Source organism: Chryseobacterium rhizosphaerae, assembly GCF_003385455.1.
GTDB classification, from domain to species: Bacteria; Bacteroidota; Bacteroidia; order Flavobacteriales; family Weeksellaceae; genus Chryseobacterium; species Chryseobacterium rhizosphaerae.
On the sequence record NZ_QNUF01000011.1, the window covers coordinates 102710 to 117593 of the forward strand.

A 14884-nucleotide genomic window follows, 5' to 3' on the forward strand; every position below is an offset into this window, starting at 1 on the left:
CAAATAATAAATTCAGGCTAATGCCTACTGTTTTATTTCTCATTCTAATCTATTGGCTACCGTTTTATTTTTTCTGGAAATAGCTATACAGCAGTTTTGAATAATCTGAACCTGTATTGATATTCATAAAACTGGCCGAGCTGTTGGAAAAATCTTCTTCCAGGGCTCTTAACTTCTGTTTTTGCGCTTCCGCAAAAGTATACCGCCATCTGGCGCTGGAAGTATTGGCCCATATTTGTTTTCCTGTTTCTACATCATATAGCAGCGTATATCCCACATCAGGAATTTCATTATCCTTTTCATCATAAATCCGCATTCCCAGCAGCTGGTGTTTTTTTGAAGCCACTCTCAGCATTTTAGAATCATATTCATCTTCAAAATCCGAAAACAGGAATACCAGAGATTTTCTTTTAAAAATTCCCATCATATACTCCAATGCTTTGTCTATTTTAGACTCTGCAGGAACATAATCGGCTGTCAGGATATTGCTGATGATAGAAAGGATATGTTTTCTCCCTTTCTGTGGTGGAATTACTTTATATACTTTGTCAGCAAACAGAATCAGTCCCACCTTATCATTATTTCCGGCGGCTGAAAACCCTAAGCTGGCTGCAATTTCAGCAACATATTCCCTCTTCAGCTGAGTCTTCGTTCCATAATCCATTGAAGCTGAAATATCTACCAGAATCATCATGGTAAGCTCTCTTTCCTCCTCCATTACTTTTACAAACGGTTCACGGAAACGCGCCGTTTTATTCCAGTCGATTCTTCTTATTTCATCTCCAAACTGATAGGGACGGACTTCCGAAAAAGTCATCCCCTGCCCCTTAAAGGCACTGTGATATTGCCCCATCAAAGCAGCCTCCGTCTTTTTTCTGGTACGGATTTCTATCTGCTTTACTTTTTTTACAATATCTTTTATCTGCATATGCTGATGTAAGGTTTAATAATTTACGGGATTTGTATAGCATAATGATACCATTCCACTTCCCATCTTTATCTTTTAATCTTTCAATTCAATGGACACATTCAGCCATTCATTATCAAATTTCGTACTGTACTTTTTGTAGAAATTGATAGCCGGCTCATTCCAGTTCAATACCTGAAATACCATTCCACTGTAATCATTTAATTTTCCATGCTCCAGTGTTGCATCAAATAATTTTTTTCCAATCTGCATTCCTCTCATTCTTTCGGTTACGACCAAATCTTCAAGATACAGTCTTCTTCCTTTCCAGGTTGAATATCTGTCGTAATACAACGAAATCCCTACAATTTCACCATTAATTTCAGCGACAAAAGCACCCCATACCGGAGACGGTCCAAAGCCATCTTCAGTAAACTGATCTAGCGTTACCGTTACTTCATGTAATGCTTTTTCGTATTCAGCAAGCTCCTTAATCAGGGCAAGCATTGATTTACAGTCTTCTTGAACTGCTTTTCTGATTACAACATCACTCATTATGGCGCCTGGATTTTTGCTAAAATTCTGTTGATGATCTCTTCTGTTGAAATTTCTTCTGCCTCCGCTTCAAAAGTTAAGCCCATTCTGTGTCTCAGCACATCTTTGGCCAGCGCTTTTACATCTTCAGGAATAACAAAAGCTCTACCTTTTAAGAATGCATAAGCTCGTGAAGCAATCGCAAGGTTAATGGATGCTCTTGGAGAAGCTCCGAAACTGATATAATTTTTAAGTTCGGAAAGTCCGTAATTTTCCGGATAACGTGTCGCAAACACCATATCCAGGATATATTTTTCAATTTTCTCATCCAGATAAATCTGGTTGATCAATTCTTTAGCATCTACGATATCCTGAAGAGAAATTACCGGATTTACAGTAGGTTGATGCGAAGTGGAAACCATCCTCATTACTTTCCTTTCATCTTCAAAAGACGGGTAATCTATGGTACACTTCAGCATAAAACGGTCACTCTGTGCTTCCGGCAACAGGTAAGTTCCTTCCTGATCAATCGGGTTTTGAGTAGCCAATACCAAAAATGGTTTAGGAAGCTTCATGGTTTCATCACCAATAGTGACCTGCTTTTCCTGCATCACTTCCAGCAGGGCAGACTGCACCTTTGCCGGTGCACGGTTGATCTCATCCGCTAGTACAAAATTCGCGAATACAGGACCTCTTTTTATTGAAAAATCATTGTCTTTGATATTATAGATCATTGTTCCTACCACATCTGCAGGAAGCAGATCCGGAGTAAACTGAATCCTTGAGAACTCGCCATGAACAGCATCCGCCAACGTTTTTATCGCTAAAGTTTTGGCCAGTCCCGGAACTCCTTCAAGAAGTACGTGACCATTTCCCAAAAGCCCTACCAAAAGGCGGTCTATCATGTATTCCTGCCCAATAATAACTTTGTTGATTTCCTGTCTCAGAAGAGAAAATAAATAGTTTTTTTCTTTTACTTTTTCCGTCAACTGACGGATATCTTCTGCTTGAAATGTATCTGACATAGCTTGATTTAAAATAGGTGGTAAATTTCTGATAAATACTTGCATTAATCAACACAATCAATGCCATTATTGAGTTAAAGTTTGTTAAATATTCCGGGCTTGACAAGGGATTTAAGATAATACAAACTGAGTTTCTTATACATACAGCCCATTCACATGGAAGCTTCTCCGGATGTATCTGGGATTTTTCTGCTATGAAAGCAGCATTTTATCAGTATCCTATAAAAAATGTTGTGATATTTTTACCACAACATTTTTATTATATCAAATTACAAATCTGTTACAAATTTTTCATCGTATCAAAGCTTTGTAATGGTAATGGTAAATACATCTTCGGGCTTATCTTCAGAATCTTCGTAAGATCCCACATTTATATAATATTCTGTTCCTGCCGTGGTAGTAATGGTAATAGTTTCCGAACTACCGCCACCGCCGTTATCTTTTGTACCCACACAAGTCAAGCTGTTACACGATCCTTTATATACTCCTATTTTGGGATCGAAAGAAATGGTTGCAGGAGCCACTTTAATGGTATACTGGCCACCCTCTCCCGTAAATTTAAACCAGAGTCCATCATTCATTCCATCGTTGGGGCATGCCATTATAAATCCGGCATTATTGGTAGAAGACATTCCGTCACTCTGTGTATACGAATAAGGAAAAACAGATGCCAGCAAAGCTCCGGAACAGGCATCATTTACCGGTATTGGAGGAATGGTTTTAAAAACATTATCTGTACAGCCGGAAGATTCACCATTGGCAGAAACAGCTGTTACTTTTAAATAATAACTGGTATCTCTCGTAAGAACAATTGATGGTGAAAGATTAAAGTTGGCAGCAGTCACAACCTGCTGGTTGATAATATCTGTACCTCCGGGACTCGTCCCTAAGGAAACTTTGTAAGAAGTAGCTCCTATAACAGGTTGCCAGCTAATAGTAGGGGATAAAGAAATAAACTGAGCATTGTTTGCCGGATAAAGGATAAAAGGGCACGCAGGGGTAGACTTGGCCGTCAGTCCAGCAATCGTTATTGACGATTTATAATCCGCTCTTATTCCACCGGGTGGAGAAGCCGGATCAACAACCGCCTGATCTCCTTTGTAATAAAGGATAGAATTTGGAATATATGGATACACACGAAAAACTTCGTCAAAATTATTAATATCAATGCTTGGAGCATTTTCTCTTGCTGCCACCACTAAATTATCTGTATTATTATAGGCAAATGGTGTAGTAAAGGCAATCTCCACTTTACCATTATTCTTCGTTACCGTACCTGCAAATACCTGAGTAAGTTGTGAAGAGGGAATCCAGTCTGTACCGGAAGTAAATGCTGTTTTCGGAGTATGCCCAAGATAAACCGTCCAGTCTGAAGAATCAGCAATACTGGATGATGGGTCTAAATAAAAGGTAAGACCTGTAATAGTTCCTGCTGCAGTCGCATTTAATTCCTGTTTAGGATAAATCTGCTGTACATAGGAGTAGGAAAAAAAGCTACTGACAGGCGCTGTGCCTACATTGGTGCTTCCGATATTTAAATTGATCTGAGCTTTAAACATCAAGACTGTCAATAATAAAAATAAAAGTAAATTTTTCTTCATCATTAATAAAATTACCATTGAATACGATGCTAATTTAATAATAAAATTTCAACATTAATGATAAATATAATTATTTAATAAAATTCATTTACACCTTTCATTGAAAACACCTTTTATCACTTATTTTTTACACTATTAACAACAAAAAGCTATTTAATTTAAAAATCGATCTAACCAAATGTGTTTTTAAGTACATATTTTAATACATTTGTAACAAATACCAATCACATGTATAAAAAGCTATTTTTTGTCAGTCTTTTGTTTGCAAGTTTTTTTAAATCACAAACCACTACAGTAACCAATGTGATTTCTCAGGCAGTGTTTTATGACGGCTATGCCGCTACAGTATCCGCTCCTGTTCCCAACGGGTTGATCAGACTGAACAATGCCAGATATACAAGAAAGCTTACAGATGCCGAAATGGACTCTTTTAAAGCAAAGATTGCAATGAGAGTCACCATAGGCGCATTATGTGATAACTATGACCGTCTGGGTGAGGTCTTTTTAGCATTAGTACCCAAAAACCAAGCTACTTACACGATAAACGATGCTAATGTAAAAAGGATTGAAGCAGGGAGATACATCACCCCTTTTATGAATATGAATCGTTCCCCTATGGAAGTTCCCTACACTTACGATGTAAGCAATCTGTACAGTATATTTCATGACGCCACCCTACGCAGCACCTATGATATATATATGGAACTGGATGTTTTTGGTGTGCCTTACGCAGCAAACAATGAAGTTCCGGGATGCTCCGGCAGGAATGATGTATTTACAGGAACTCTTACTTTCTTTTCAACCGATACAGGGGCTACTGCGACGGACTACAACACCATTGCTCCTATCCTGAGCTATAACAGACTTAATAATTACAACAGTACAGATACTGCCGGTGAAACGGTTAGAATTGTAAATTTTAATTTACCTGATCCGGTTACCAACGCCCGTTTCTTTGTGATCTCTACCCCACATGGTGCCAACAGCGGCGGTGAAGAATATATAAGAAGACAAAATTACACCTATGTAGACGATGTACAGGTACTCACCTATACCCCCGGAGGAATTTCGTGTGAACCCTACAGAGTATACAACACTCAAGGTAACGGAATCTATGGTGCTACTCCAAAAACACTTGCAGAATGGACTTCCTGGAATAACTGGTGTCCGGGCAACGCCGTTCCTATACGTGGATTCAGCTTAGCTAATATGACCGCAGGAAATCACACCCTTAAACATACCATCCCTACGGCTGTTTTCAATCAACAGCAGGGAGATGTATACCTATCTGTCTATATGCAGGGTAAGAGCAATGCTACCTTGAATGTTAAGGACATTAAAACAATCGATGTCAGCATATATCCCAATCCTACTCCTGATTTTGTAACCATCAAATCAGAGACTGCTGTGGCCTCTGTTACAGTCTTCAGTATGGATGGAAAAAAATTATCTGAAACCTACAGAGAAAACAAGGTAGATCTTTCCGGATACAGCACAGGAGTTTACTTTTTGAATATTGTACTGAAAGACGGAACAGCTTTTAAACATAAGATCATTAAGAAATAAAATGAATAGTATCCCTTCAAGGTATTTAAATTCAACCCTACAAAAGCCTCTTTGGAAAATATCCTGAAGAGGTTTTTTATGACTATCTGGTTTTACATTTCAAAAAGCCCTGTCGTTTGAAAAAGGAAAATTAAAAGGCTTAAAACGCTGTTATTATAGAAAAAAGCGCAAGAATATAATGATAATTAGCTCTTTTTTTGAATAGTTAAAAAACTTTAACTCTAATCCCTCATTCAAAAAATTGTCATTTCCAGTTTATTAAACTATTTTTGGAGATTAAAAAAACTGCAAAATGAACTATCATTTTCAAGCACACAGACAGGTAAGAAGAAACCTTCTGGACATCCTGCAGAATACTTCTCATGAGGATCTTCTGTTGATTCCGGATGGCTTCAACAACAATATATATTGGAATATTGCACATACAGTTGCCACACAGCAGCTGCTGCATTATTATCTGAGTGGAAACCCTTTCCGTATTGATAAGTACTGGATTGAAACTTATAAAAAGGGGACTTTGCCTAATCTCAATGTTCAGAAATCAGAAGTGGAAGATTTGGAATTCCTGCTTACTGAAACTTCAAAGATCTTAATGAAAGATTATGACAGTGATTTCTTTTCAGATTACACACCCTATACAACCAGTTTCGGAATGGATTTAAAAAGTATTCAGGATGCCATTATCTTTAATAACATGCATGAAAGCTTACATTACGGATATGCAATGGCTCAGAAAAGAGCTATTTTGGGCGAAAAATATTAAACAATTACCCTCTGATGAATAAGAGCCGTCACAGCTCTTATTTTAGGCAAAAAAATAAAACTGATGAGCCTTCAGAAGGGTTAATGAGTAAAAATCAGGGAATTCATCCGGAGGAAAATAAAATTCATGTAAGCCCGGATGTTGTTTTACTACAAAACTGTAGAAGAGCCTCCCTACCTTGATTAGATTTAACAATAGAAAAAATAAATTTTGACAAACGACAACAAAAAAGACGATTTTATTTTCGGACTTCGTCCTGTAATAGAAGCTATTGAAGCAGGAAAAACCATTGACAAGATCTTTGTGCAGAATGCACTTCAGGGTCCTATTTATGCTGAATTGAAAGCTGCTTTAGCAAAAAATAAAATCCGTCCCAATTATGTTCCGGTTGAAAAACTGAACCGCTTTACGAGAAAAAACCACCAGGGTGTGGTTGCTTTTATTTCGGATGTTCCGTTTTATAAAGTAGAAGATATTGTCCCTCAATTATTTGAAGAAGGAAAAACACCTTTCTTATTGATTCTGGACAGACTTACCGATGTAAGAAACTTTGGTGCCATCTGCAGAACTGCAGAATGTGTGGGTATTGATGCGATCATTATTCCGGAAAAAGGAGCTGCCCCAATCAATTCTGATGCGATAAAAACTTCTGCAGGAGCCATTTATAATATTAAAATTTGTAAAGAAAATAATCTTGCCCATGCCGTAGACTTTTTACAGCAAAGCGGGATCACGGTATTTGCGGCGAGTGAAAAAGCGCAAAAGTTAATTTATGATGTTAACTTCTCAGAACCTTGTGCTATTGTAATGGGAAATGAGGAAACCGGAATTTCTAAAGAAGTACTTCATCATTCGGATGAAAAAATAAAACTTCCTATTGAAGGAAAAACACAATCTCTAAATGTTTCTGTCGCATGTGGTGCTATTCTGTATGAAGCGGTAAGACAGAAAATTTTGAAATAATTCAGTTCAATAACACAACATTAAAAAAATTAGAAAATGAAAAATATAGCAGCATTAGCGCTTATCTCATCTATAGCTCTTGTATCGTGTAAAAAAGAAACAGCCACTGTAACGAAAGTAGATCCTAAAACAGGGAAAACAGTTACTGTAGAAGTTCCTGCTGATTCTGTAGCTAAAGTAGCGGAGAACCCGGCGATCAGAGATTCTGCAGGGATCATCAAGCAAACTTTTAAGCTTGAAAAAGGAAAAACATATCCTCTTACAACCTATCAGAGAGATGTAAAGACCATGACAGATCCTACTGGAAAATCTATTACGGCAACCAGCGAATCTACGGATGAAATGAACTTTACAGTCAATGATATCAAAGGAAATGTGTATGATATGACCCTTAATCTTGTTGCTAAAAGAAGTTCTCAATCTGCACAGGGAAAAACTATTGTTGTAGATACCAAGCTTCCGATTCCTAAAGAAGATGATCTTAAGATGATCTGGAATATCAACAGAGCGCTTACCGGAAACAAGCTTGCTATGAAAATGGATACAAAAGGTAATGTAATATCCATCACAGGTTTTGATGCTGTATACAACAAAGTATCTACTTCTGTAGGAACTCTTATCAAAGATGCGAATCAGAAAGCAAGCGTTGTAGCAAGTCTTAAAGAAACTTTCAATGAAAAAGTACTGAAAGAACAGTTCAATAAAAACCTGACCATTATTCCTAAAAAAGGAGTGAAGATCGGTGAAAAATGGACCACTTCTGAAAATGCTGATGCAAGCGGAACAGTTAAAGTAACTTCAAACTATGTTTTAAAAAGCTTAGGAAACGGAAGTGCTGAAATTGGTGTTACCGGAGGTATTCCTAAGAAAACAGAAAAGAAAGCTCAGGGACCCATTACTCATAGTTTAAGCAGCGAACTGGTACAGACGGGTACTATTAAATTTGATGAAAGTACTGGATGGATTACCAACCAGAACATCAATGTGGAAACTACACAGATAGAATCTATTACAGACGGGAAACAGACTCAATCTATGAAAAGTGTTTCAAAATCTTCTGTAATGGTAAACCCTTCAGCAAAATAATTGAAGTAAAAGAGTTTGAGAGTTGAAGAGTCTGAGAATTTGAAAATTTTATTTTGATCATTAAAATAAGTATCGACAAACAACTTTGAACTTTAGAATCTTAAATACATTTTATTATGAAGTACATTCTTGAGCTGGTACTCTCTGCTATTATTATTTTCTTTGTCTGGAATATTCTGAAAAGGATATTTTTTAAGACGTTTTACGGTTATAGATTCAACAATAACAGTAATCAGAATAACAGGCAGCAGGATATCCATGGCTCTAACAAAGAGAATAAGCAAAACCTTAAGTGGGATGCGGAAACCGTAGACTACGAAGAGGTGAAACAGAATAATGATAAAAGGTAAAAATTCCAAGAAAAAAAGATAATAACCAGCATGGCGAAAAATAAAAACTTAATTTATATTGCTATTTCATTAGTTGTATTTATAGTTTTAGCATTTTTATATTCCACTCCTGTCTTTACGGGAAAACAGCTTTTCCAACATGACATCGTACAGTACAGAGGAGGAGCAAAAGAACTGCTCGACTATAGAGCCAACACAGGAAATGAAACCTACTGGAGTGACTCCATGTTTGGAGGAATGCCCACTTATCAGATGGGTAGCCAGTTTAAAGGTGACATCATCAAGAAAATTGACAGCAATCTGAATTTCCTGCCAAGGCCGGTTAATTATCTGTTTCTGCTTTTTGCAGGCTTTTTCCTTCTGGGAATGGTAGTGGTCAGAAACTGGAAATATGCTCTGCTAGGGGCTACTTTCTTTGGCCTTTCTACCTATTTTTATATTATCATTGCTGCAGGGCATAATGGTAAAGTAAATACCATTGAATATTTCGCGCCACTTTTAGCCGGAATCCTATTGGTTTATATCCGGAAACAATACATCTGGGGATTCATTGTAACAACCCTTTTTATGGGACTTCAGATTGCAGCGAACCACCCACAGATGACATATTATCTGTTCATTGCGTTAGGATTTTTATTCCTTTCTGAACTGATCAGAGTGATCCTGAAGAAAACACAGATGAAGCATTTTCTTATTTCTTCGGGAATTATTGCGATATCATGTATCATTGGAGTTGGAATGAATTCTCAAAGAATCCTTGCCAATTCTGAATATGTAAAAGAAACGGTTCGTGGAAAGCAGATTTTAACGAATGACAGCCATACTTCAGGAAAATCCGGAATGGATAAGGAAAGCATGCTGATGTGGAGCTACGGTAAACTGGAAACGTTAAATCTTTTCATTCCAAGGTTGATGGGTGGTGGAAGCCAGGAACCGGAAGCTAAGGAAATGATGAGCAAAGTTCAGGAGCTTGTTCAGGAAAATGTAAGCTCACAAGCTGAAATGGACAGAATATCGAAAGGTTTCAGTGGAATGACATACTGGGGTGACCAACCGGGAACTTCAGGACCGGCATACCAGGGAGCTATTGTATGTTTTCTTGCTCTTTTAGGATTTTTCATTGCCCGAAAAAAATACCGTTACTGGATTTTAGGAGCTTCCATACTTACCGTTTTACTGGCTTGGGGAAGTAACTTTATGCCATTATCGGATTTCTTTATTGACTATGTTCCGTTTTACAATAAATTCAGAGCACCTTCTTCAATCCTTGTTGTTGTAGAATTGTTATTCCCACTGATTGCCATCCTTGGACTGTACAGATTCTTCACCGATGAAAAGCTTACCGAAGAATATAAGCAAAAAACACTTCTTTATGTAAGTGGAGGAACATTAGGATTCGTATTAATTCTTTTGGTCTTCGGAAAATCATTATTAGGATTCGCGACAGAAGGTGAAAAAACGTATTTCCCTCCTTTCCTACTCGATTATCTTGTGGACGAAAGATATAAACTGTTCAGAACAGATGCTATCAAAGCGTTTATCTATGTAGCTATTACTGCAGCTGTTTTATTTTTCAGTTTAAAGAAAAAGCTGAATCAGAATATTGCTTTGGTGGTAATTGGACTGGTAAGTTTATTCGACTTATGGACTGTGAACAAGCGTTATCTGAATGATGAAAATTATGTAGACAAAGTCTTTGCTGAAAACCCTTTCCAGACGGAAACTTCAGACCTATTGGCTGAAAAAGTTCAGGCAAACCCGAGCTTATCCTCTATTCTGGATAATGTGAATATCAACAAGACGCTGGAAACAATTGCTAAAAAAGATAAAAACCATTATAGAATTTATAACCAGACTTTAGGTGTAACAAGTGAGACAAATACTTCTTATTTTAAAGCATCTATTGGGGGTTATCATGCAGTAAAATTAAGAAGGTATGACGATATTCTGAATGAATACCTGTCAAATATAGACAGTGTAAAGACTCCTAAAATTCTGAATATGCTTAATGCAAAGTATATGATTTTTGGAGGTCCTTCAGAACCTCAGGCGGTACCTAATCCAAATGCCAACGGAAATGCATGGTTTGTAAGTGACCTGAAATTTGCGGATACTCCTAATGAAGAAATCAAATCTATTGGGGATATTGACAATAAAAAAACAGCTGTTATTGCCACTTCAGACAAATCTTATTTTGACAATAAACCTGTTCAGGCAGATTCTACAGCATTTATCAATCTTACAAAATATCAGCCTAATGAACTGGAGTTTAAATCTCAATCCAGGACACCACAATTGGCTGTGTTCTCTGAAGTTTACTATCCTCACGGCTGGAAGGTTCTGGTTGATGAAAAAGAAGTCCCTTATATCAAAGCAGATTATTTACTTCGTGCCGTACACGTTCCGGCAGGAAACCATCATATCAGAATGGTGTTTGAGCCTGAAGTAATTGAAAAAGGAAAATGGATTTCCCTTATTTGTTTCGGACTATTTATAGCCCTGACAGCTTTTGGAATTTTCTGGATGAATAAAAATAAGAAAAAGGAAACATTAACTGAACCACAAGCTTAATTCAATATTTCGGCATACGTTCTGAATAAACAAGCCGTCATAAAGAATCATAAAATCAAAATGGAACAGAAGAAAATATTGATTATCACCTATTACTGGCCTCCTGCGGGAGGTCCTGGTGTTCAAAGATGGCTTAAGTTCGCAAAATATCTACCCGATTTTGGCTGGAAACCTGTGATCTACACTCCGGAAAATCCCAATTATCCGTTGATAGATGAAACGTTGATGAAGGATATTCCCAACGATATTGAAATGGTCAGAACAAAGATCTGGGAACCTTATCAGCTGGCAGAAAAGCTTAATAAAAGCAATAAAAAATTCAAAGCTGGGCAATTTGATGTAGGTGAAAACCAAAGCTGGAAATCCAGACTTTCCATTTGGGTAAGGGGGAATTTTTTTATTCCGGATGCCCGAGTTTTTTGGGTAAAGCCTTCTATTCAATTTTTAGAAAAGTATTTAAAAGAAAATAAAATAGATGCGGTAGTCACTTCCGGCCCACCCCATTCATTACATCTCATCGGGCTAGGCCTTAAACATAAGCTTCCCCATATCAAATGGGTTGCTGATTTTCGTGACCCGTGGACGGAAATCTCGTACTATAAGCATTTAAAACTGACCAAGAGTTCAGATAAGAAGCACCGCCAGTTAGAAAGTGCTGTATTTAAAAATGCAGATATTACCCTTGCCACAAGCTATACGGATGCCGAAAATTTTCGGAAAGCAGGAGCTAATGCTGTTTGTATCACTAATGGGTTTGATGAGACTGATACCCATGAAACTCCAAAAGGTCAAAAGAGCAAAACATTTACGTTGAGCTATATTGGGGTTTTGGAGCAATTGCGGAATCCTGAAAATCTTTGGAAAGCATTAGATGAACTGGTGAAAGAAAACATAGAGTTTTCAAAGAATTTCTCACTGAAATTAGTGGGAAGAATTGATGATAAGATCTTAGCTTCTCTTGAAAATTCCAGTTTGAAAAACCATATTTTGAATCTGGGTTATCTTTCCCATGGCAAAGCTGTTGAAGAAATGCAGAATTCTGACCTGCTGCTTATCACCAATTTTCCTAACGAATCTTCAAAAGGAATTATTCCCGGAAAGATATTTGAATATCTGGCATCGGGAAAACAGATACTATCATTTGGTCCAGATAAAGCCGATGTAGAAAAAATTTTAGAAGATACCCGTGCCGGGAAGCATTTTAGCTATACCCATTCTGAAACAGTGAAGCAGTTTGTCCTGGAAAAATTTGAGCTTTGGAAAAGCGGAGATCATAGTGAAAACACTCAGCAGATTGAACAGTTTTCCAGAAAAAATCTTACTCAACAACTGGCTGAAATTTTATAAAAAAAGCTGGAGGCTGTAAGAGAGAAGATCATTAACTTTTCCTTCCTGCATCCAGCTTTTCTCTATCTTATATTGTCCACTGATCATTGATCACTGCTATCAGATAATATTTTCCCTGAAATTCTTCAAATACAAAACGAACGGTTTTCCAGTCCATTTCACTATTCTTTTCTGTTCCTTTGATATAATTTTCTGTAAAATTAGCTGTAGGATAGCTTTCTTTAAGGTTGTTCAGAGAGTTCCCTCCACCGATAAATTTATCTACAGAATATTGGGAAGCTGTAAAATCTTTAGAAAAAACCCATTTACCCAAATAATCATTAATAGTTGCCTTGTATGGGTCTCCTGAACCATCCTGTGCTCCCCATGTAAACAATGTTTTTGTAGGCTGAAACTGTTCAAAATCAGCTTTGGAGAAATGTTTATCCCCTTTCAGATCAACATGAGCGTACATTGAAAATCGGATTCCTTTTTGAGGATGAATTAATGAAGCAAATGTTTTATAGTCTTTAGCTTTTAAAGCCTGCAGCACCTCATCATTTACTTTCTTCAAAGAAGCTTCTCTTTCTTCTTTTGTAGGAAGTTTTCCAATACTGTCTGCTTTTGCCTGTGCAATAGAATCAACAACATTCGGAACCGGTTTTCCGGCTTCTTTTTTACAGGCGATTACTACAGTCAGTACCAATAGAGAAATGAGTAGTTTTTTCATATTTTTAATTTTAGTGATGGTTAAAAACACCAAAACTAATGCCATAACCGGGAAGGAATTGGGTATGGAGCGAGAAGTGGTAAAATGATGTACAGCGTCGGATGTATAATTTCTGATGTATAATGTACAATGTCGGATGTATAATGTATGACGTCTCAACTCATAACTATCAACTCATAACTCTTTTCTATTAAGTTTGGGCTAAAGCCAATGGATTGTTTTGTATTCTTATGAAGAACGGGCTAAAGCCCGTCCCTATTGAATATCCATATCACGGGTAAACTGACTTTACAACCAGAAGGCAATCATTGACCGTTCACTCTCAACTCATAACTCCTATCCCCTCTCACATCTTTGTTCCAAAAACATCCATATAATCTGCTAATTACATCGTACCTTTGTTCTATGGAAATTTTGGACATTCTTATCATCGGAGCGGGCCCTATCGGTTTAAACTGTGCTATTGAAGCTCAAAAAAATAACCTCAGCTATCTGATTATTGAAAAAGGAACTATTGTTAATTCACTGTATCATTATCCTTTATATATGCGTTTTTTTTCAACCGCTGAAAAGCTTGAAATTGACGGAACTCCTTTTATCTCTCCTGCTCCCAAACCCGGAAGACAGGAAGCACTGGAATATTATCAGGGAATTGCCCGACAGAAGGATCTGAATATTCACCTCTATGAAAAAGTAGTAAAAGTGTTCAAAATTGATGATGTCTTTGAAATTGAAACGACAAAAGGAAACTACTTTGCTAAAAATGTGGTAATTGCCACAGGGTTCTATGACATTCCGAATCTGATGAACATTCCGGGGGAAAACCTGCCGAAAGTTAAACATTATTACACCGAGCCCTATCCTTACGCCAGACAAAAAGTAGTGGTAATAGGTTCCAGTAATTCTGCTGTAGATGCAGCTCTTGAAACGTATAGAAAAGGAGCTGAAGTAACGATGATTATCCGGCATTCTGAAATTTCCAAAAGTGTAAAATATTGGGTAAAACCGGATATTGAAAATAGAATTTCAGAAGGCAGTATCACAGCCCATTTCAATGCAGAGATCCTTGAAGTTAAAGAACAGTCTGTTATTTTCAAAGATTATGACCATCAGATTCATGAGATTGAGAATGATTTTGTTCTGGCTATGACAGGCTATCTTCCGGACTTTGAATTTTTAAGAAATTCCGGTATAGAGCTGAATGGAGACTGTCTGAACCCCCAATATAATATGGAGACCATGGAAACCAATATCTCTAATCTGTACCTTGCAGGTGTGGTTTGCGGAGGGAAAGACACCCACCTCTGGTTTATTGAAAATTCAAGAGCACACGCTGAAATGATTTTGAATAACATTATCTCCAAACTTGAAAACAGATAAATTATTGATCTTACATAGAGTAAATTAACCCCCGGTTGAATAGTTTTCAGCCGGGGGTTAATCATTAAAGGAAGATAAGATC

13 protein-coding genes are annotated in these 14884 nt (G+C 37.2%); 8 read left to right on the forward strand and 5 right to left on the reverse strand.

Annotated features, from left to right (window positions below; translation table 11 throughout):
• Window positions 1–64: 64 nt before the first annotated feature.
• The 4 genes from DRF57_RS11630 to DRF57_RS11645 all read right to left on the reverse strand — a co-directional run bounded on the left by DRF57_RS11630 (window position 65) and on the right by DRF57_RS11645 (window position 4085).
• Entirely contained in the window at window positions 65–928 is an 864-nt protein-coding gene (locus DRF57_RS11630; protein ID WP_047487268.1) for a DUF58 domain-containing protein, read from the reverse strand.
• Window positions 929–1003: 75 nt separating this feature from the next.
• On the reverse strand, window positions 1004–1462 hold the full coding sequence (locus tag DRF57_RS11635) for a GNAT family N-acetyltransferase (RefSeq protein WP_047487267.1): 459 nt from the start codon (window positions 1460–1462) through the stop codon (window positions 1004–1006).
• Window positions 1462–2466: an AAA family ATPase gene (locus DRF57_RS11640; protein WP_047487886.1), complete on the reverse strand. Its 1005-nt coding sequence runs from the start codon at window positions 2464–2466 to the stop codon at window positions 1462–1464. Before DRF57_RS11640 ends, DRF57_RS11635 begins: the two co-directional genes overlap by 1 nt.
• 299 nt (window positions 2467–2765) lie before the next feature.
• Window positions 2766–4085, reverse strand: a complete 1320-nt coding sequence (locus DRF57_RS11645) for a hypothetical protein (protein WP_123863315.1) — start codon at window positions 4083–4085, stop codon at window positions 2766–2768.
• Between the two features lie 210 nt (window positions 4086–4295).
• Here DRF57_RS11645 and DRF57_RS11650 point away from each other — a divergent pair, with 210 nt between their 5' ends.
• From DRF57_RS11650 to DRF57_RS11680, 7 genes are all read left to right on the forward strand, one after another.
• The gene (locus DRF57_RS11650) at window positions 4296–5633 is read left to right on the forward strand and encodes a peptide-N-glycosidase F-related protein (protein ID WP_115918628.1); all 1338 of its coding nucleotides are present in this window, start codon (window positions 4296–4298) and stop codon (window positions 5631–5633) included.
• A 292-nt stretch (window positions 5634–5925) separates the two neighbouring features.
• On the forward strand, window positions 5926–6396 hold the full coding sequence (locus DRF57_RS11655; RefSeq protein WP_047487264.1) for a DinB family protein: 471 nt from the start codon (window positions 5926–5928) through the stop codon (window positions 6394–6396).
• 210 nt (window positions 6397–6606) lie between these two features.
• Window positions 6607–7359, forward strand: a complete 753-nt coding sequence (gene rlmB / locus DRF57_RS11660) for a 23S rRNA (guanosine(2251)-2'-O)-methyltransferase RlmB (protein ID WP_081988957.1) — start codon at window positions 6607–6609, stop codon at window positions 7357–7359.
• 36 nt (window positions 7360–7395) lie between these two features.
• The gene (locus DRF57_RS11665) at window positions 7396–8445 is read left to right on the forward strand and encodes a DUF6263 family protein (protein ID WP_047487259.1); all 1050 of its coding nucleotides are present in this window, start codon (window positions 7396–7398) and stop codon (window positions 8443–8445) included.
• A gap of 116 nt (window positions 8446–8561) precedes the next feature.
• On the forward strand, window positions 8562–8795 hold the full coding sequence (locus DRF57_RS11670; RefSeq protein WP_047487258.1) for a hypothetical protein: 234 nt from the start codon (window positions 8562–8564) through the stop codon (window positions 8793–8795).
• A gap of 30 nt (window positions 8796–8825) precedes the next feature.
• On the forward strand, window positions 8826–11366 hold the full coding sequence (locus DRF57_RS11675) for a YfhO family protein (RefSeq protein ID WP_115918630.1): 2541 nt from the start codon (window positions 8826–8828) through the stop codon (window positions 11364–11366).
• A gap of 60 nt (window positions 11367–11426) precedes the next feature.
• Complete coding sequence (locus DRF57_RS11680) at window positions 11427–12713, forward strand: glycosyltransferase family protein (RefSeq protein ID WP_115918632.1); 1287 nt, start codon at window positions 11427–11429, stop codon at window positions 12711–12713.
• 67 nt (window positions 12714–12780) lie between these two features.
• On the opposite strand, the gene DRF57_RS11685 is transcribed toward DRF57_RS11680, so the two are convergent.
• The gene (locus tag DRF57_RS11685) at window positions 12781–13422 is read right to left on the reverse strand and encodes a hypothetical protein (RefSeq protein ID WP_047487248.1); all 642 of its coding nucleotides are present in this window, start codon (window positions 13420–13422) and stop codon (window positions 12781–12783) included.
• Window positions 13423–13827: 405 nt separating this feature from the next.
• On the opposite strand from DRF57_RS11685, the gene DRF57_RS11690 reads away from it, so the two are divergent.
• A complete protein-coding gene (locus DRF57_RS11690; RefSeq protein ID WP_115918634.1) occupies window positions 13828–14802 on the forward strand; it encodes a YpdA family putative bacillithiol disulfide reductase in 975 nt (324 codons plus the stop codon).
• Window positions 14803–14884: the final 82 nt, after the last annotated feature.